This window comes from Planococcus sp. APC 3906 (assembly GCF_030407685.1).
Classification (GTDB): Bacteria; Bacillota; Bacilli; order Bacillales_A; family Planococcaceae; genus Planococcus; species Planococcus koreensis.
Window position 1 is genome coordinate 120,493 of sequence record NZ_JASDCW010000001.1, and the last position, 18,540, is coordinate 139,032.

At 46.5% G+C, this 18,540-nt stretch carries 16 protein-coding genes; 15 read left to right on the plus strand and 1 reads right to left on the minus strand.

What is annotated here, in order from left to right; all coding sequences use genetic code 11:
- Nucleotides 1–4: 4 nt before the first annotated feature.
- From QMA09_RS00610 to QMA09_RS00625, 4 genes are all read left to right on the plus strand, one after another.
- Nucleotides 5–721 carry a YebC/PmpR family DNA-binding transcriptional regulator gene (locus QMA09_RS00610; protein WP_135503530.1) on the plus strand — a complete coding sequence of 239 codons (717 nt, stop codon included), beginning with the start codon at nucleotides 5–7 and terminating at the stop codon, nucleotides 719–721.
- A 246-nt stretch (nucleotides 722–967) separates the two neighbouring features.
- Nucleotides 968–2,197 (plus strand): acyl-CoA dehydrogenase family protein, encoded by a 1,230-nt coding sequence (locus tag QMA09_RS00615; protein ID WP_290211648.1) that lies wholly within the window; start codon nucleotides 968–970, stop codon nucleotides 2,195–2,197.
- Nucleotides 2,198–2,253: 56 nt separating this feature from the next.
- On the plus strand, nucleotides 2,254–2,838 hold the full coding sequence (locus QMA09_RS00620; protein WP_290211649.1) for a TetR/AcrR family transcriptional regulator: 585 nt from the start codon (nucleotides 2,254–2,256) through the stop codon (nucleotides 2,836–2,838).
- A gap of 114 nt (nucleotides 2,839–2,952) precedes the next feature.
- Nucleotides 2,953–3,939 (plus strand): quinone oxidoreductase family protein, encoded by a 987-nt coding sequence (locus tag QMA09_RS00625; RefSeq protein ID WP_290211650.1) that lies wholly within the window; start codon nucleotides 2,953–2,955, stop codon nucleotides 3,937–3,939.
- A gap of 108 nt (nucleotides 3,940–4,047) precedes the next feature.
- On the opposite strand, the gene QMA09_RS00630 is transcribed toward QMA09_RS00625, so the two are convergent.
- Entirely contained in the window at nucleotides 4,048–5,193 is a 1,146-nt protein-coding gene (locus QMA09_RS00630; RefSeq protein ID WP_290211651.1) for a M20 family metallopeptidase, read from the minus strand.
- A gap of 172 nt (nucleotides 5,194–5,365) precedes the next feature.
- Here QMA09_RS00630 and QMA09_RS00635 point away from each other — a divergent pair, with 172 nt between their 5' ends.
- From QMA09_RS00635 to QMA09_RS00685, 11 genes are all read left to right on the plus strand, one after another.
- Complete coding sequence (locus tag QMA09_RS00635; RefSeq protein ID WP_290211652.1) at nucleotides 5,366–6,742, plus strand: M20/M25/M40 family metallo-hydrolase; 1,377 nt, start codon at nucleotides 5,366–5,368, stop codon at nucleotides 6,740–6,742.
- Nucleotides 6,742–7,983 (plus strand): M20 metallopeptidase family protein, encoded by a 1,242-nt coding sequence (locus QMA09_RS00640; protein WP_290211653.1) that lies wholly within the window; start codon nucleotides 6,742–6,744, stop codon nucleotides 7,981–7,983. Before QMA09_RS00635 ends, QMA09_RS00640 begins: the two co-directional genes overlap by 1 nt.
- Nucleotides 7,980–9,530, plus strand: a complete 1,551-nt coding sequence (locus QMA09_RS00645) for an ABC transporter substrate-binding protein (protein WP_290211654.1) — start codon at nucleotides 7,980–7,982, stop codon at nucleotides 9,528–9,530. The genes QMA09_RS00640 and QMA09_RS00645 overlap by 4 nt, the downstream gene beginning before the upstream one ends.
- Before the next feature lie 44 nt (nucleotides 9,531–9,574).
- Complete coding sequence (locus QMA09_RS00650) at nucleotides 9,575–10,489, plus strand: ABC transporter permease (protein WP_290211655.1); 915 nt, start codon at nucleotides 9,575–9,577, stop codon at nucleotides 10,487–10,489.
- A gap of 23 nt (nucleotides 10,490–10,512) precedes the next feature.
- A complete protein-coding gene (locus QMA09_RS00655) occupies nucleotides 10,513–11,409 on the plus strand; it encodes an ABC transporter permease (protein WP_421958234.1) in 897 nt (298 codons plus the stop codon).
- Between the two features lie 20 nt (nucleotides 11,410–11,429).
- On the plus strand, nucleotides 11,430–12,392 hold the full coding sequence (locus QMA09_RS00660) for an ABC transporter ATP-binding protein (protein ID WP_135500349.1): 963 nt from the start codon (nucleotides 11,430–11,432) through the stop codon (nucleotides 12,390–12,392).
- A gap of 16 nt (nucleotides 12,393–12,408) precedes the next feature.
- A complete protein-coding gene (locus tag QMA09_RS00665) occupies nucleotides 12,409–13,434 on the plus strand; it encodes an ABC transporter ATP-binding protein (protein ID WP_135500348.1) in 1,026 nt (341 codons plus the stop codon).
- Nucleotides 13,435–13,446: 12 nt separating this feature from the next.
- A complete protein-coding gene (locus QMA09_RS00670) occupies nucleotides 13,447–14,772 on the plus strand; it encodes a hypothetical protein (RefSeq protein WP_135500347.1) in 1,326 nt (441 codons plus the stop codon).
- Between the two features lie 402 nt (nucleotides 14,773–15,174).
- The gene (locus QMA09_RS00675) at nucleotides 15,175–16,425 is read left to right on the plus strand and encodes a dicarboxylate/amino acid:cation symporter (protein WP_135500346.1); all 1,251 of its coding nucleotides are present in this window, start codon (nucleotides 15,175–15,177) and stop codon (nucleotides 16,423–16,425) included.
- Between the two features lie 224 nt (nucleotides 16,426–16,649).
- Complete coding sequence (locus QMA09_RS00680) at nucleotides 16,650–18,050, plus strand: MBL fold metallo-hydrolase (RefSeq protein ID WP_290211656.1); 1,401 nt, start codon at nucleotides 16,650–16,652, stop codon at nucleotides 18,048–18,050.
- Between the two features lie 71 nt (nucleotides 18,051–18,121).
- Nucleotides 18,122–18,484, plus strand: coding sequence for a rhodanese-like domain-containing protein (locus QMA09_RS00685; RefSeq protein WP_290211657.1), 363 nt, complete (start codon nucleotides 18,122–18,124; stop codon nucleotides 18,482–18,484).
- The last annotated feature ends 56 nt before the right edge of the window (nucleotides 18,485–18,540 follow it).

Genomic DNA, 18,540 nt, shown 5'->3' on the forward strand with positions numbered 1-18,540 from the left:
CACAATGGGACGCAAGTGGAATAATATCAAAGAGAAAAAAGCATCAAAAGACGCGAACACAAGCCGCATCTACGCGAAATTCGGACGTGAAATTTATGTAGCTGCCAAACAAGGAGAGCCGGATCCGGAATCGAATCAGGCATTGAAAGTCGTTCTTGAACGCGCGAAAACGTATAGCGTGCCAAGAGTGATCATCGACCGTGCTGTAGACAAAGCAAAAGGCGGGTCTGAGGAAAGCTTCGACGAATTGCGCTACGAAGGATTCGGGCCAAGCGGTTCAATGGTCATCGTCGACACATTGACAAATAACGTCAACCGCACAGCATCTGATGTGCGTGCAGCGTTCGGCAAGAATGGCGGCAATATGGGCGTCAGTGGATCGGTTTCGTATATGTTCGACCATACTGCAGTCTTCGGAATTGAAGGCAAAACGGCTGACGACGTATTGGAATTGCTGATGGAAGCAGACGTCGATGTACGCGATATCATGGAAGAAGAAGATTCGGTCATCGTTTATGCCGAGCCGGACCAATTCCATGTTGTCCAGCAGGCATTCAAAAACGCGGGCATTACGGAATTCACAGTAGCTGAATTGACGATGCTCGCGCAGAACGAATTGGAATTGCCGGAAGATGCGCAAGCGCAATTTGAAAAAATGATTGATGCTATTGAGGATTTGGAAGATGTACAGCAGGTGTATCATAACGTAGATCTGGGCTAATGAATGCCAGAAAGATATAAGGACCGGTTCGCCACTAGGCGCACCGGTCTTTTTATGTTATTGACTAAATGAAAAAATCTTATTATTAGTAGAATATTTAAAATGCTTTGATAATTAATTTGTTATTCAAAAAAATAACCTTTATACTAACTTTGAATAAACATTCAAAATAACTGATGGTATTAATGCAAAAAATGAAAGGGTTTCCATTTGGAAATACATTGTGAAATATTGGAGGAACTGCAAATGCTTAAAGAATTGTCACCGAAAGCCCGAGAGTTGCAAACGAGACTACTGCAATTTATGGACGAATTCGTTTATCCCAATGAATCGACAGTAGAAAAATACCTGCAGGAAGCCGAAGACCGATGGACAATTCCGCCAATTATCGAAGAGCTGAAAGCGAAAGCCAAAGAACAGGGTTTGTGGAATCTGTTTTTGGACGACCCTCGTTACGGAGCGGGTCTATCCAATTACGATTACTCGCATCTCTGTGAAATTATGGGCCGTTCTTTAATTGCTCCCGAGATCTTCAATTGCAACGCGCCAGATACCGGCAATATGGAAGTGTTTGTGAAATACGGCACGGAAGAACAGAAAAAGCAATGGTTAGAGCCTCTGCTGAATGGTGAAATCCGCTCGTGTTTCTCGATGACAGAACCGGATGTGGCGTCTTCGGATGCGACGAATATCCAGAGCAGCATTGTTCGCGACGGAGATGAGTATGTCATTAACGCGAAAAAATGGTGGACGACCGGTGCTATGGACCCGCGCTGCAAAATTGCCATCGTCATGGGGAAAACCGATCCGACTGCAGCAAAGCATCAACAGCAATCAATGATTTTGGTGCCTTTTGATGCACCGGGAGTCGAAATCAAACGGCCATTAACGGTGTTCGGCTACGACGATGCGCCTCAAGGACATGCGGAAGTGCATTATACAAATGTCCGGGTGCCGGTTGGCAATATGCTGTTAGGCGAAGGACGCGGGTTTGAAATCGCGCAAGGGCGATTGGGGCCAGGGCGTATCCACCATTGCATGCGGGCGATCGGCGCAGCGGAGCGGGCACTTGAACTATTATGCAAACGCGCAGAAAGCAGAGAGGCGTTCGGTTCCACATTAGCTGAAAAAGACGTCATCAAAGAAATTATTGCCGAAAGCCGCATCGAAATTGAACAGGCGCGTCTGCTGACTTTGCATGCAGCGCATAAAATTGATACTGAAGGTGCAAAGGGAGCACGCAAAGAAATCGCGATGATAAAAATTGCAGCTCCGCGTGTGTCTTTGAATGTTATTGATCGGGCAATTCAAGTATTTGGCGGGGCAGGGCTAACGGAAGATTTCCCGCTTGCTGCCCATTATGCATATGCGAGGACGCTTCGTTTAGTGGATGGACCGGATCAAGTCCACCTGCGCGATATCGGCAGGCTCGAATTGCGCGAACAGCTGAAGGAAAAAGCCTCTGCAAAACACTGATGGACGATCGGTTCAACAGACGGTTTCTTTGAAAATGAGTAAATGAGGTGGACGAAATGAGCTTACGCGAACGGAAAGCTGCTAAGAAAAAAGAGGATATCCTTCGTTCAGCCAGCTTAGTCATTTCACGCAAAGGCTACCATAACGCCACGATGGAAGATATTGCAGCGGAACTATTGATGACAAAAGGTTCGCTTTATTATTATTTTAAAAACAAGGAAGAATTGCTTTATCGGTGCCACGATTTGATCCTGTCTGAGGCTATGAAGAAGATGGAAGAGATTTTGTCGCAGGAAATTTCTTCAGCAAAGAAAATGGAGATGGCGATTAAATTCCATTTGGAAGTCGCGATCCGGGAAAAGGAAATATTCAATCTGATCGTTAAGCCTGAACAGATTTTCTCTAAAGAGCATTTGGGTGAAATTGTTGAAAAGCGTGCGGAATATGCGGAGGTTTTTGACAGGATCATCGACGAAGGCATAAGCAAAGGCGAGTTCTCGATTGAGCAGAAAAAAATGGCGCGTATGATTATCCTGGGTGCGACCAATTGGGTCCAAGTCTGGCACTCTCCAGAAGGGGAATACAGCAATGAAAAAATCGAGGAAATCTACGCAACTTACCTTTTAAAAATGCTGGTTTAAAGAAATAGAAGATTTTTCGATTGCCAGCTTGGAAATCCGTGATCGCTTTGATATACGGTGGTGTGGTTATTGGAGCGTGCATGCTGATATTCTAAACAGAAACGGGGTTTTGATATGAAAGCGATAGTTGTTCACGAAGTGGGAGGGCCGTCCGTTCTGAAATTGGAGGATGCGCCGATGCCGGAAATTGCACCGGACCAGGTATTGATTAAAGTCGAAGCAATAAGCGTCAATTTTGCGGATATCAAGGCGCGCCAAGGCCAGTACCATGGAGTCGAGGCAGGTGCTTCCTTCACGCCGGGACTTGATTGTGCAGGGGTTATCACAGAAGTAGGAAGCAAAGTCACGCGTTTCCGTAAAGGGGACCGCGTGATGGCATTTCCGAAAGAGGGCTCGTATGCGGAATACGTCAAAACGGATGAAGCTTTGACGTTTGCAGTGCCGGATGAATTGCCGATTGAAACAGCAGCCGCTTCACTGACGGTCGGCATCACGGCCTATAACGTTATCCGGAAAATGGCGAGGCTTGAAAGGGGTGAAACCATTCTGATCCACGCAGCCGCTGGCGGAATCGGTTCGACGGCCATTCAACTAGCCCAGATTTTTGGGGCAGGCAAAATTATCGGGACAGCAGGCAGCACCGAAAAGACGGCAATGGCGAAAGAATTCGGGGCCGACCACGCCATCAATTACCGGACGCAGGATTTCGGAGCCATTGTCAATGAACTGACAGACGGAAAAGGCGCAGACGTTATTCTGGATACTGTGGGCGGCGAGAACTTCGAGAAAAGCATGAAATGCTTGGCGCCTTTCGGCCGGATTGTTTCATTTGGCCACGCCAATGAAGGGTCGGTGCCAGGGCGCATCAAAACGACTGAACTCCATTCCAGCTGCCGCTCTGTCATCGGCTATAGCACGGGCACCTACCGCAAGCAGCGTCCGGAATTTCTGCATGAAGCCGCACAGGAAATCACCAGGCTCATGCTTGAAGGGGATTTGAATATCGTCATTTCGAAACGCTACCCGCTCGCAGCCGCAGCGAAAGCGCATGCCCTTATTGAAAGCCGCAAAAGTATCGGGAAAGTATTGCTCATCCCGTAGCATGTGTTCCGGATTCGATATACTAAGGGCTTGAAACCTTCATGGGAAATCACAAAAAGCCATTCCTCTTCTGTGTCGAGGAATGGCTTTTTGCGTGGAATTAACACTTCAAGAATTGCTGAGCTCCAGACATAATTCGGCAACCAACGCGGACCGTTCGCTGAAACGGTCAAAATGGATGTGCTCGTGGATAGCGTGTGGCCCGTCTCCTGGGATGCCCAACCCATCGAGCGTTGGAATTCCCAGCGCAGCCGTGAAGTTGCCGTCGCTGCCGCCTCCGGCTTTCGCTTCCTGCAGCTCAATCCCTAGACGCTTGCCAGCCAATAGGGCCTTCTGGTACAAACGTTCACTTTTTTCGCTTTTTTCCATAGGAGGGCGATTCAGCTCCCCGGAAATCGCTAATTCCGCTGCATTGTTGAAAGGGCTTAAGCTTTCGAGGGCTTTGATGATTTTATCGGCTTCGCCATGGCTGGTCACCCTGAAATCGATCTCCGCTTCCGCCGCTGCAGACACGACGTTGCTGCTGGTGCCGCCTCGGATCACCCCGACATTGACAGTGGTGCCTTGATCATAATTTGTCAGCTGTTCGAGTTTAATGATTTGCTGGGACAGTTCATGGATGGCGCTGACTCCGTCTTCATGGTGATTTCCGGCATGTGCACTGACGCCCTTTACGCTTAAAGTATAGCGGCCGACGCCTTTTCTTTCGGTTTTCAACGCGAAAGTGCCTGATACCGGCGGCTCCATCACGAAGACGGCGTCGCAAGTCTGGGCAACTTCTTCAATCAGCTTTCTTGAAGTCGTGCTTCCCACTTCTTCATCTGAGGTGAAGAGAAAGACTGGGGAGAACGGCAATTCAGTATACTCCTGCTGAAGTGAGCGAATGGCCCAAATAGAAGAAAGAAGTCCAGCTTTCATATCGAATATGCCGGGGCCATAAATATCGTCGCCTTTTTCCACGATCGGCAGCGCACCGACTTCCCAGACTGTATCAAAATGGCTCAAGAACAAGAAACGAGGCTTATTTGAATCTTCCTTCAAGGAAAACAGCAAATGGTTTCCGGCATTTGAGTTTTCAAATTCTTGAAGCTGCCAATCGCCATTTAAATTATTTTGGAATATTTCCTTTAAAATAACGCCGCATTCATCAACTTTATCTTTGCGGTGGCTGGGCGACTCCGCTTTCACCAATTGGAGAAGCTGCTCTTTGATCTTTGCTTTATTCTCTTCCAGATATTCATAAAAAACGCTCATTTTATCATTTCCCTTCCTTATTTCATTATATTTATACCTAAACATAAATAGAAAGATAAATCAATTTATTTTGAAAAAACTAAATATTTCATTGACACGCGCTACAAAGACCTAGTAAAGTTATAAAAAACATTAAGGAAATTTTCCTTAATTAAAAGGGGCTGATAAAAGCGTGCAGGATATCGAAGAATTCATTGAAAGAAATCGGGAGATGTACATAAAGTGGCTGATCGATTTTTGCGAGATTCCGAGTGTAGCCGCTCAAAATCGCGGAATGGAAGAAGCTGTCGGCTACTTGGACGAATTGTTTGAAGAAGCGTTTTCGTTAAAACCGGAAAAGCTGGAGACCTCCGGATTTCCAGTGGTATTTGCAGAAATGAAAGGGAAATCCGATAAAACTCTAAGTTTTTATAACCATTACGATGTGCAGCCAGAAGATCCGGTTGAGCTGTGGGAAACACCTGCTTTTGAGCCGGATATCCGAAACGGGAAAATTTTTGCCCGGGGAGTTGCTGATAATAAAGGCAACCTCATTGCCCGCCTTGCGGCATTGCATGCCATTCAACAATGCGGAGAAGAACTCCCAGTGAATATTAAATTCATCTTTGAAGGCGAAGAAGAGATCGGCAGCCTCAACTTGCCTGAGTTCGCTAAGAAATATGCTGACAAGATCAAGTCTGACGGCTGTGTCTGGGAATTTGGCTACCGCGATGCGGATGGCGCAGTGCAAGTCAGCCTTGGCGTGAAAGGCATGTTGTATGTCGAGCTTCGCTCGAAAGGTGCGAATACGGATCTGCATTCTGCGCAGGCCGCTATTATTGAAAGTCCGGTATGGAAATTGGTGTGGGCGCTTAATACGCTGAAAGATGCCGATGAAAAAATATTGATACCGGGATTTTATGATGATATCGAGCCGGTCACAGCACTTGAAGATCAATTGCTTTCGCAGTACCGGCTGGAGGAAGAGGAAATCCTGAAAAAGCTGGAGCTCGATAAATTCGTGTTGGATTTGGAAGGAACCGAGTTGAAGCGCAAGCATATTTTTGAACCGACTTGTAATATCTGTGGAATTTCCTCCGGTTATACAGGTGAAGGGACAAAGACGGTATTGCCATCGGAAGCCATGGCTAAACTGGACTTCCGCCTGGTTCCTGGACAAGATCCGGAAAAGATTCTTCGGCAGTTGAGGGCGCATTTGGATGCCCAAGGGTTCAAAGATATTACGATTCTGGTCACAAGCTCTGAAAGGGCAGCAAGAAGCCATCCGGATGAAGCAATTGCAGGAGCGATGATTGCGGTTGCGGAGAAATACAGCGCCAAAAAGCCGAATATCATCCCGAATACACCTGGAACCGGCCCGATGTACGAACTGTGCCAGGCCCTGGGAATTCCATCAGCTTCTTTCGGAGTCGGCAATTTCCAGTCCAATAACCATGCACCCAATGAAAATATTAATGTCGAAGATTACATCGATGGCATCAAGATGATTGCGGCGCTCGTTTTCGAATTCAGCCGCCAATTTGAGCCATCTGAAGGAGGTGTTCGATAATGGCTGTGATAGCCGGAGAAACCCGTGGATTCCAAGAGTTGAAAGAAACGCATCCAGAATTGCATAGCTCAATTTCTTCGCTATTTGAAGAAATTACAACGATTCGCAGAGATTTGCACGCGCATCCTGAGTTATCTTTTCAAGAAACGCGCACAGCGGGAATTGTAGCGGATCTGTTGAGGAGATGGGGCTACAAAGTTCAGGAGCATGTAGGGAAAACAGGTGTTGTGGGATTGCTGGAGAGCGGAAAGGCGGGGCCAGTATTCGGGCTTCGTGCTGATATGGATGCTCTGCCGATGGAAGATGAGATAGACAAGGAATACCGAAGCCAAAACGCAGGCGCTGCACACACTTGTGGGCACGATGCGCATACCGCGATTCTGCTGGGAGTGGCAAAGCTGTTTGCGGACAAAGGATTGCCAAGCGGTTCGCTCAAGGTGATTTTCCAGCCGGCTGAAGAAATAGGTGAAGGTGCCGCGGCGATGATTGAAGATGGCGTGTTGGCTAACCCCAAAGTAGACGCGATGGCCGGCTTGCATGTCCACCCGACGCTGAAAACCGGTGAGTTTTCAGTTACTACAGCGGAGTATAGCTGTGCCGCTGTCGACATTTTTGAACTTAAAGTGACTGGGAAAGGGGGGCATGCCGCCCATCCTCATCAAACGGTGGACCCGATTATGATTTCAGCGCAAGTTTTGGTTTCGCTCCAGCAAATTGTCAGCAGGCAGACGGATCCATTGGATTCGGTGGTGCTGAGTTTCGGACAGATAGAAGCTGGCAGCAAAGCGACAATCATTCCAAACACGGTCCTGGTGAAAGGTACCGTGCGGACGCTGAAGCCAGAGACGCGGCAACTGATGCCTGAACGCATCGAAGCGATTGCGAAAGGCATTGCCCGAAGTTTCGGGGGAGACTGCGAACTGGATTATCAATTCGTTACACCATCTATTAAAATAGATGCCGAAATGCGCGGGCTGCTTAAAGACGCAATTGGCGAATTGTATGGGGAAGGGGCATTGAAAATATCCGCTCCTTCAATGGGAGGCGAAGATTTCGCTTATTTTTCGCAAGAAGTGCCTTCCGTATTTTTCCGCCTCGGAACAGAAAATGGCAAAGACACGGCTTATCCAAACCACAATAGCCGCTTCGATGTCGACGAACAATCGTTTCTTTATGGCATATCCGTGTTGAGTTTATTGGCAAGCAATTATTTAAAACAAACTGAGGGGGAAAAAGGATGAAAAAAAGTCTATGGGGATTAATGCTAAGTTTGGTAGTCGTGTTGGCCGGATGTTCAGGCGGAGAAGAAAGCGGCGGGGCTGAAGGCGAAGAGCCTGTCGAGCAGAGTGACAGTAAAACCTTGGTGGTCGCCAATGGTACAGATGTAGTGTCTTTTGATATCCATGACCACAATACGACATCAACAGAAGCTGTCCACGTCAATATGTTCAACTATCTTTTGACGAATGATGGCGAAGAAGGATTCAAGCCTGATTTAGCTGAAAGTTGGGAAAATGTTGATGACAAAACCTGGTCGTTTAAATTGAAAGAAGGCGTCAAATTCCACAATGGGGAAGACCTGACGGCGGATGATGTGAAATACACGCTGGAAAGAATCGCGAAAGATGATACATTGCTGGAGCATGGAAACTACAACCAGATCCAGGAAGTGAAAGTTCTTGGAGACTACGAATTTGAAATCATCACAAAAAATCCGGAACCTGCATTATTGAACAGATTGTCCCGTCTGGGTTCAGGAATCCTGCCAAAAGACTATATCGAAACGGAAGGCTGGGAAGTATTCTTGGAGCAGCCAGTCGGTACAGGCCCTTATAAATTCAAAGAATGGAAGAAAGACGACCGCTTGACGCTGGAAGCTAATACGGAATATTTCGGCGAAGCGCCGAAATGGGAAGAAGTCGTATTCCGCAGCATTCCAGAAGATTCGACGCGTGTTTCTGAATTGCTGACAGGCGGAGTGGACGTTGCTGTCAATATCCCGCCGACAGATGTTGAACGCATCAATAACACAGACGGTGTAAAAGCTGTCCAATCACCAACGCAGCGAGTCATGATGTTTACGCTGCGCACAGATGAAGGCAGCGTGACGGGAGATCCGAAAGTCCGCGAGGCTATCGATTTGGCGATTGATAAACAAGCGATTGTCGATTCGTTGCTTGAAGGCGCTGGAACAGTTACACGCACCCGTGTAACGCCAGGGAACGTCGGTGCTAATGAAGATCTATACGGTAAATCCCTTTATGATCCAGAAAAAGCGAAGCAATTGCTGGAAGAAGCAGGGCATGCAGATGGCTTCGAGCTTGCACTTAGCGCACCGAACGGACGTTATTTGAAAGATAAAGAAACAGTTGAATTGGTTACTGCAATGCTTTCTGAAGTTGGCATCACTGTAAACTTGGAGTTGATGGAATGGAGCGCATTCAACCAGAAATACCAGGAAAAAGGATTCGGTGAAATGTTCTACATCGGCTACGGCAACTCGATGTTCGATGCATCGCTTGCGCTTGACCGCCTGACAACGGAAGAAGCCGCGGGTGAATCGGATTATAATAACCCTGAAGTAAACGATCTGTTGTTGGCAGCGGAACAGAATATGGACGCTGACGAAAGAGCGCAGCAGTATCAGAAAGCTCAAGAATTGATTGCGGAAGATCGCCCTCAAATTTATATGTTCCAATTGGATGCTATTACTGGCATCAACGAACGGCTGAATTTCGAACCGCGCTTGAATGAAATGTTCTATGTGGATTCAATTACATTGAAGTAAAAGAAGGGGGCGTGCCCCCTTTTTTTCAATAGGGGAGGTTTGGCATGAAGTATTTTTTGAAAAGCCTGGTTAAAACAATTCCGGTACTGCTGCTGATCACGCTGATCGTCTTTTTGCTGGTGCGCGTCACAGGCGATCCGGTATCGTTGATGCTGCCAGAGACCGCGACAGAAGCAGAGCGCGATTCCTTGCGGGAAGCAATGGGATTCAATGATCCGCTGCCTATCCAGTACCTCAATTATTTAGGGGATTTGGTGACAGGCGATTTCGGTGACTCATTCCGCTACAATACCGATGCGCTGAATCTGATTCTTGAAAGGCTTCCGGCGACACTTGAACTGGCCATTGCCTCGATGATTGTTGCCATTATCATTTCGGTTCCGCTCGGAATCCTGTCAGCTGTTAAACGCAATAGCTTTTTGGACCTTTTCATCACGGGTGGAGCGGTCTTAGGCAAAGCAATGCCGAGTTTCTGGCTTGGCATCATGCTGATTCTGTTATTATCTGTGACTTTTCAATTTTTCCCTGTTTCTGGAAGAGGCACGTTGGGCCATTTGGTATTGCCAGCAATAACTCTCGGAACGGGCATCGCAGCAGAAATGACTCGTCTGATTCGGTCCAGCATGCTGGAAATTTTAGGGCAGGACTTTATTCGCACAGCCAGAAGCAAAGGGCTGGGGGAAGCGATCATCGTCAATAAGCACGCTTTCCGGAATGCGCTGATTCCCGTAGTGACGATTATGGCTTTGCAAACGTCTACGCTGATAGGCGGCACGCTTATCACGGAAACGGTATTTGCTTGGCCGGGGCTTGGCCAATTGCTGGTTCAGTCGGTGAACTTGAGAGATATGGCTGTCGTCCAGGCCGCCACTTTCATCATTGCCATTTTCGTTATTTTAAGCAATTTGTTTGCGGATTTAGTGTATCGCTTGCTGGATCCACGCATTAAATACGATTAAAGGAGGTCAGGGCATTGACGGAAATAACAGAACCAATTGCAAATGAACAAAAAGTCAAACCCCAGTCCTCCTTGAAGAGGCTTGGGAAAAGGCTGCTGAAAAGCAAAACCGGCATGGTCGGCCTGATTATTGTGGTAGCTGTGGTTCTCATGGCCATTTTCGCTCCGTTATTGACAGACAATGATCCAGCCAAGACGGATGTAATAAATCGTCTGCTCCCTCCATTCTGGCTTGAAGGCGGAAGTACGGAATTTCTATTAGGAACGGATAATTTAGGGCGTGACGTCTTAAGCCGAATTATTTACGGATCTCGAATATCGTTATTGATTGGCATAAGTGCGGTCCTTTTAGCGGGGGCCATCGGCATGGCACTCGGATTGATTGCTGGCTATTACGGCAAAGTATGGGATTTCATTATCATGCGGACAGTCGATTCCCTACTGGCAATTCCGAACATTTTGTTCATGCTGATTATTCTTGCAGTCATGGGGCCAAGTCTCATTACTTTGATACTGGTGCTTGGAGGTACTTCATGGGTCGTCTATGCGCGTATGGTACGCAGTGAAACGCTCAGCATCAAAGAACGCGATTATGTGCGTTCTGCCAAAGCAATCGGAGCGAAAGATTTCCGGATTATTACGAAATACATTTTACCGAACGTCCTATCCTCGTTTATCGTAATCGCCACGCTCAACGTGGCCACGACAATTATACTGGAAGCGAGTTTAAGTTTCCTTGGCCTGGGCATTCAGCCGCCGGATGTTTCATGGGGGCTGATGTTGAGCGACGGCCGTGAATATATCGCAACCAGCTGGTGGGTAGCTACATTCCCAGGGATTGCCATCACCGTTACAGTACTGGGAGTCATTTTCCTTGGCGATTGGCTGAGAGATGTACTGGATCCGAAAATCAAAGATTAATGAAAGGAGGTGGCTTGGTTTTGAATAACAGCCTTTTAAAAGTAGAAAATTTGAAAGTCCGCTTTAAAACGGAAGACGGCTATGTGTCTACTGTAAACGGAGTCACTTTTGACGTTGAAAAAGGTGAAACATTAGCTATTGTAGGAGAGTCAGGAAGCGGGAAAAGCGTTACATCGCTTGCGTTAATGGGTATCTTGCCAGCGAATGGCGAAGTCTACGAAGGCGACATCCACTTTGAAGATAAAGATTTGAGGAATCTAAGCAAAAAACAATACAGGGAGTTGCGCGGCCAAGAAATTGCCATGATTTTTCAGGAGCCGATGACAGCATTGAATCCGGTTTTTACAATCGGCTATCAATTAAGGGAAACGTTGATTTTGCATTATAAAATGTCAAAAGAGCAGGCGCAGAAAAAAGGCATTGAAATGCTTGAGACAGTCGGCATCCCGGATGCTGAAAAAGTGATGGGCCGGTTTCCGCATCAGCTTTCAGGGGGAATGCGGCAGCGCGTCATGATTGCGATGGCTTTATCCTGCAATCCAAAGCTATTGATTGCGGATGAACCGACAACTGCACTCGATGTCACGATTCAAGCGCAGATTCTGACATTATTGCGCAATTTAAAAGAAAAATCGAATACCAGCATTATGATCATCACCCATGACCTGGGTGTGGTGGCAGAACTTGCGGACCGTGTCATTGTCATGTATGCAGGAGAAGTCGTGGAAGAAGCACCGATTTACGAACTATTTGAAAATCCGCTTCATCCGTACACAAAAGGCCTGATGGCTTCCATACCAAAAATCCATGACGTAGTAGATGAATTGTATTCTATAGAAGGAACAGTGCCGAATCCGGCCGATATGCCGACTGGATGCAAGTTTTTCCCGCGCTGTCCGATAGGGGATATCGAATGTACGAAAATCCATCCTCCATTAGAGTATGTTTCAGAAAATCATGCGAAACGCTGCATAAAAGTTTAAGGCAAGGGGGGATCATATGAACGTCGTCGAAGATCAGGTGATCATGGAAGTGACAAACCTGAAAAAACATTTTGATATGTCAAAAGGTTTTATCAAAAAAACGAAAACCATTGTCAGAGCTGTAGACGGCTTGAATTTTAAAGTCTACAAAGGTGAAACTTTGGGTATTGTAGGAGAATCAGGGTGCGGCAAATCGACAACCGGTTCTTTGATGCTGGGCTTGCTTGACGCGACAGAAGGGCATATTTATTTCCAGGACCAGGATATCGCCGGAATGACACAGGAAGAGCTCCGTAAAGCCAGGCGCGACCTGCAAGTGATTTTCCAAGATCCCTATTCATCCTTGAATCCTAGAATGACAGTCGAAGAACTGGTCGGGGAGCCGTTGCTGGTCCATGGCTTGGCTTCTGGAAAAGAATTGAAGAAACAAGTAAGCGAATTGTTGAAGCTCGTCGGGTTGCGGGAGCACCAGATGAAATTGTATCCCCATGAATTCAGCGGCGGGCAAAGGCAGCGGATTGGAATTGCGCGGGCATTGGCATTAAAGCCCAAAGTAATTGTCTGCGATGAAGCCGTGTCGGCGCTCGACGTTTCAATCCAGGCGCAAATCCTCAATTTGCTCAAAAAGTTGCAAAAAGAAATGGATTTGACTTATATTTTTATAGCACATGGTTTGCCTGCGGTGCGCCATATCAGCGATCGTATCGGCGTCATGTATTTAGGGAAGATGGTGGAGCTTGCTGACAGGGATGAATTGTTCGAACATCCCCTGCACCCGTATACACATGCTTTGCTGGATTCTGTACCAATACCGGATCCGAGGCTGCGAAAAGAGCATCAATTGATCAAAGGGGAAATTCCGAGTCCGAGCAATCCACCCCCGGGTTGCCCATTCCATCCGAGATGCCCTTACGCCCAGGCAAAATGCGAGATAGATATGCCCGAATACCGGGAAATCCTGCCAGCCCATTTTGTTGCATGCCATTATCCGCTGGTGAATGAAGATACAAATGTATTGCCGGATATCAAAAAAGTGAAATAAGAAGGTGCAAACATGATGAAAGTCCGAATTGGGGCAATCGGTCCTCCAGACTCTTTGCAAATCATAAGGGAAGTCGCCCAGCTGGATTCGAGGATTGAATTGGTTGAATTCGAGTATTTTGGTTCGGAGCAATTGCCGGGAATCATGTCCAAACATCGCTATGAAGTGACGCAATGGATCTTTTCAGGACAAACGCCTTATCATTATTGCTTGGAAAAAGGCTTGATTACGGAGCAGGAAGCCTCTTATCCTCCTCTCCACGGTATGGCGCTTCTTGGCACCTGCCTGCAAGTCATGCAGGAGCATGGCCGCTTCGTTTCGCATATGAGCCTGGATACCGTGGACGAAGGCATTGTCAAATCGCTTTTTTCTGAATACCATTTGGACAAAATTAATTTCGAATTGCTTTCGTACCAAGGGTATAAAGATTATGACGAAATCATTGATTTCCATTTCCAAAATTACAAGGCTGGAAAAGCGGAAGTTGCACTGACCTGCTTACTGAAAGTGTATTTGGCGTTGAGGAAGCTTGGAATTCCCTGCTATCGAGTGGTGCCTTCAAAATTAGCCATCAAAACAGTATTGGATTTGCTTGTTTCTCGCGCTCAAAGCCATGTCTATGAAAAGCAGAAAGTGGTCATTATCGGTTTTCAATTGGTCGAAGGCGGGCGGGTTTGCAAAAAGACGGTCTATGACTTTGCAGAAAAGCAGAAAGAGCTTGAACTAGAACTTGAATTGCTGCAAATTGCGAGGAAATTGAATGGATCTTTGATAAATCGTGGCGGTGGTGTGCATTTCATCTATGCCACCCAAGGGGATTACGAATTATTGATAGCTGAGCGCACATTTTCAAAAATGGTAAATGAAATCACTATGCGGACCACTTTGGATTTTCACATCGGAATCGGCTCTGGCTACACGATTCATGATGCTGAACAACATGTCCAACGGGCTTTTGAATACGCCAATGAAGAAGCCGCCGGAACAATCATCTACGTTGATGAAGAAGGAATCAACACTGGTGCTCTTGGTAAGGACAATACAAATGCATTGCCGAATCTGAAGCTCCCTGTCTACTGGGAAGCTGTTCTGAAAACGCATGGCTACCGTGAAAATATTCCGATGAAAGTTTATCAATACGTAAAATTAAAGAATATCCCGTATTTCAGCAGTGAAATGATGTCATCGCTTTTGAAAAACACAGACCGCAATTCCAGGAGAATATTAAGTGAACTGGAACAGATGGGGCTGATTCGCAGCCTTAAAGAAGATCTGAACCAAGGCAAACGCGGAAGACCTAAAAAAGTCTACGAGCTGGTTCTTGGTGAAGAAAAATGAATGCGTGTGAAAAAGCCCGAATAGGGCTTTTTTTTATTCATACGAAATATGGCTCATTTTCGATTTTCGCTGAACTTGTGATTTCGGGTTTGGGTAAGCCCGATTGAGATGAAGAAAGCGTTGTTGAAAGACTGATGTGGAAGCAAAAGCAAAGTTGTGAAATTCTTGAGAAGAGGAAGGTACGGAACGATTTAGTGCTCAATTTCTTAAACTCTGCAGTTTTGGGAAATAGCTGCCCAAAAATTCGCAGGTTGCCTCTTTAAAGTGGTTAGAAATTCTTACACGACATAATGCTATAGTAGTATATTTATAAAAGCGCAATTCAGATAATTACTTAAAGCTATAATTCCTTTTCGATTTGAGGTAAACTATTGCCTATGTCAGAAGAAAAGGAAGATTTGAATGAAGAAAAAAAGTTTGACTGTAAAAGTAATTGCCGGATTAATATTAGGTGCCATCACAGGTTTACTTATCAATCTGCTTGCACCTGACGCTTTTAATACTTTAAATACATATTTATTCGTGCCGCTTGGCCAAATCTTTTTGAGCTTGATCAGCATGCTGGTCGTGCCGCTAGTATTCTTTTCGATAATCCTGGGAACCTCAGGACTTGGCGATCCTGCGAAACTGGGCCGGATCGGCTTTAAAACAATCACTTATTTTCTCGTGACCACTACTATTGCAATAGTAATTGGCCTTGGCCTCGCCGCAATCGTCCAACCGGGACTAGCGGGAGATTTTGATCTGGAAACCGCAGAATTCGATTCTGAAGAAGCGCCTTCTGTTGCCGAAACGTTATTGAACATCATTCCGAAAAACCCGCTTGAAGCACTGACGAACGGCAATATGCTGCAGATTATCGTTTTTGCCGTATTCATCGGCTTGGCGCTTACTGCGCTGGGAGAGCGCACGAAAGGGATTGTCAATCTCGTCGAACAAGGCAATGATATTATGATGTATCTTGTTGGCATCGTGATGAAGTTCGCTCCTTATGGAACATTCGGCTTGATTGCGACAGCTATCGGTTCACAGGGGCTGTCGGCCATCAAAGCGATGAGCGCATACATGGCGGTAGTCTTGGCTGCGTTGTTCATCCACGCTATTTTCACTTACGGCGGAACCGTAGGCTTGTTGGCGAAGAAAAACCCGATCTGGTTTTTCAAGAAGTTTGCCCCGGCAATGAGTGTGGCATTCAGTACGTCCAGCAGTACAGCGACTTTGCCTGTCTCGATGGATGTTGCCCAAAAGCATTTGGGTGTACCTAAATCGATAAGTTCGTTTGTCCAGCCGCTTGGCGCAACGATCAACATGGACGGCACAGCAATCATGCAAGGCGTTGCGACGATGTTCATCGCACAGGCGTACGGTGTTGACTTGACGATGACCCAATTGGCGACGGTCGTCTTGACCGCTGTCCTGGCAAGCATCGGAACTGCAGGTGTACCTGGAGTCGGTTTGATCATGCTGGCGATGGTGCTTGGCAGCGTCAATCTTCCGGTAGCGGGAATCGGGCTTGTGCTCGGGATTGACCGTTTGCTTGATATGACGAGAACCGCAATCAACATTTCAGGCGATGCGGCTTGTGCCGTATACGTGTCGGAAACGGAGAAAAACCGATCCGAAGCGATTCAGGAAAAAGAAGTCAACGCGTAATTGAATACAACCAGCTCCCCCTGTCCTGTCAGACTGACTCTTGTCTGGCAGGACAGGGGGATTTTTTTGAATATTTTCAAGCAATTCATGCATCGCCGCATCAACGATTTTCAACGCCTGAATATAAAAGAAAGAAAAATTGGAGCAGATTGGTTTACAACATATACCCTATAGGGTATATTGTAATTAACAATAACAAACAACAAGAAAAGGGGAATCATTCTATGTTATTACGATATTTCTATGATGATAAATTAGCGCACGCATCTTATGTTGTAGGCTGCCAGGCAACTGGGGAAGCGGTAGTGGTAGACCCGATGCGCGATATTAACCCATACGTTGAACTAGCTAAAAAAGAAAACCTGAAAATTGTGGGAGCACTTGAAACGCATATCCACGCAGATTTCGTTTCCGGATCGCGCGAATTGGCTGACCGTTTCGGAACTAAAATGTATATTTCGGATGAAGGCGACAAGGATTGGAAATACCAGAACTTAGATAACGTCAGCCACCAATTAATGAAAGACGGCGATAAATTCAATATCGGCAATTTGGTCTTTGAAGTGATGCACACCCCTGGCCATACGCCGGAAAGCATCTCATTCATCTTGACGGATACAAAAGCAGCTGATTTGCCGCTTGGAATCTTCACAGGCGATTTTGTCTTTGTCGGCGATGTCGGCCGTCCGGATTTGCTTGAAAAAGCGGCAGGCATCCAAGGCACTTCAGCAGCCGGAGCCAAAGATATGTTCAAGTCGATTGAACGCTTTAAAGATCTTCCGGAGTATTTGCAGGTTTGGCCGGCACACGGCGCAGGAAGTGCTTGCGGCAAGTCCTTGGGTGCAGTGCCTTCCACTACTGTCGGATACGAAAAGTTATTCAACTGGGCGTTTCAATTCAAAGATGAAGAATCGTTCACGGAAGAGTTGCTGGCAGGACAGCCGGAACCGCCGTATTATTTCGCGGTCATGAAATCGGTCAACAAAGTAGGCCCTGAGTTGATTGCCAACTTGCCGGAACTGAAACCGATCGATCGATTAGACGATATCAAAAACTTGCTGGAACAAGGCGAACAAGTCCTGGACTTGCGCCCGGCAGATGCCTTCAGCCAAGGATTTATCCCTGGCACAATCAACATTCCATTCAATAAATCATTCTCGAACTGGGCAGGATGGGTCGTGGATTACAAAAAGCCGGTTTACATTCTGGTAAATCCTGAAGCGCTTGATGAAGTGGCCATCGCATTGCATTCAATCGGCATTGACGAAGTTCTTGGCTATGCGGATGCAAATGCAATCATCGCTCAAGCAGATAAATTGGATAAATACGATAACGTGACCATTGAAGAAGCAAAAGAAATGATCGACAATGGCGAAGCCAATGTACTCGACGTCCGAAATAAAACGGAGTATGATGAAGGACATATTGAAAATGCCGATCATATCATGGTTGGTACGTTGAAGAACCGTTTGGAAGAAGTCGATGCCAGCAAAACTGTCATTGTCCATTGCCAAGGCGGAGCCCGTTCAGCGATTGCAACCAGCCTGCTGAAAGCGAAAGGCATCGATAACATCGTCAACATGCCTGGCGGATATTCAAAATGGTCGACTGAAGTAAAAGCGTAACTGACACGATAAAACCGAACCGCCGGAACTATTCCGGCGGTTTTAAGATGCAAAGGAGCAGGTGAGTAGATATGTCAATACCGATTACATTACTGGCGCTGCTGCTTGCAGGCAGCGGCTACCGCAGATTCATGCCGCTTCGCGGAATGAAAAAAGAATGCCTCGAAGATGTGGATTCCAAGTTGTTGACGATTCTGGATATCCGTCCTTACAATATCTCGAATGAAGAAGTGCCGGGAGCTATGAACTTGCCATTTTCCTATTTAATGCGCAGCCATAAGGAAATTCCGGATCAGCCGATACATTTAATAGCATCAGATGCGATTGAGAAAAATCTGGGTGCACGCTTCTTACAGAAAAAAGGCTTTAATGTAGTGAGCTACAGCTTAACTGGACAAAACAGCAACAGCGATATGCGCGTACCGTGCAATTGATCAAAAGGATTCCATCCCACCCCATGGAATCCTTTTTTTGGTTTCTGGAAAATCTT

Bases quoted from the DNA above. Each gene is read 5' to 3' on its own strand.
- QMA09_RS00610 (WP_135503530.1), top strand. From the start codon at position 5: ATGGGACGCAAGTGGAATAATATCAAAGAGAAAAAAGCATCAAAAGAC.
- QMA09_RS00615 (WP_290211648.1), top strand. From the start codon at position 968: ATGCTTAAAGAATTGTCACCGAAAGCCCGAGAGTTGCAAACGAGACTA.
- QMA09_RS00620 (WP_290211649.1), top strand. From the start codon at position 2,254: ATGAGCTTACGCGAACGGAAAGCTGCTAAGAAAAAAGAGGATATCCTT.
- QMA09_RS00625 (WP_290211650.1), top strand. From the start codon at position 2,953: ATGAAAGCGATAGTTGTTCACGAAGTGGGAGGGCCGTCCGTTCTGAAA.
- QMA09_RS00630 (WP_290211651.1), bottom strand. From the start codon at position 5,193: ATGAGCGTTTTTTATGAATATCTGGAAGAGAATAAAGCAAAGATCAAA.
- QMA09_RS00640 (WP_290211653.1), top strand. From the start codon at position 6,742: ATGGCTGTGATAGCCGGAGAAACCCGTGGATTCCAAGAGTTGAAAGAA.
- QMA09_RS00645 (WP_290211654.1), top strand. From the start codon at position 7,980: ATGAAAAAAAGTCTATGGGGATTAATGCTAAGTTTGGTAGTCGTGTTG.
- QMA09_RS00650 (WP_290211655.1), top strand. From the start codon at position 9,575: ATGAAGTATTTTTTGAAAAGCCTGGTTAAAACAATTCCGGTACTGCTG.
- QMA09_RS00665 (WP_135500348.1), top strand. From the start codon at position 12,409: ATGAACGTCGTCGAAGATCAGGTGATCATGGAAGTGACAAACCTGAAA.
- QMA09_RS00670 (WP_135500347.1), top strand. From the start codon at position 13,447: ATGATGAAAGTCCGAATTGGGGCAATCGGTCCTCCAGACTCTTTGCAA.
- QMA09_RS00675 (WP_135500346.1), top strand. From the start codon at position 15,175: ATGAAGAAAAAAAGTTTGACTGTAAAAGTAATTGCCGGATTAATATTA.
- QMA09_RS00680 (WP_290211656.1), top strand. From the start codon at position 16,650: ATGTTATTACGATATTTCTATGATGATAAATTAGCGCACGCATCTTAT.
- QMA09_RS00685 (WP_290211657.1), top strand. From the start codon at position 18,122: ATGTCAATACCGATTACATTACTGGCGCTGCTGCTTGCAGGCAGCGGC.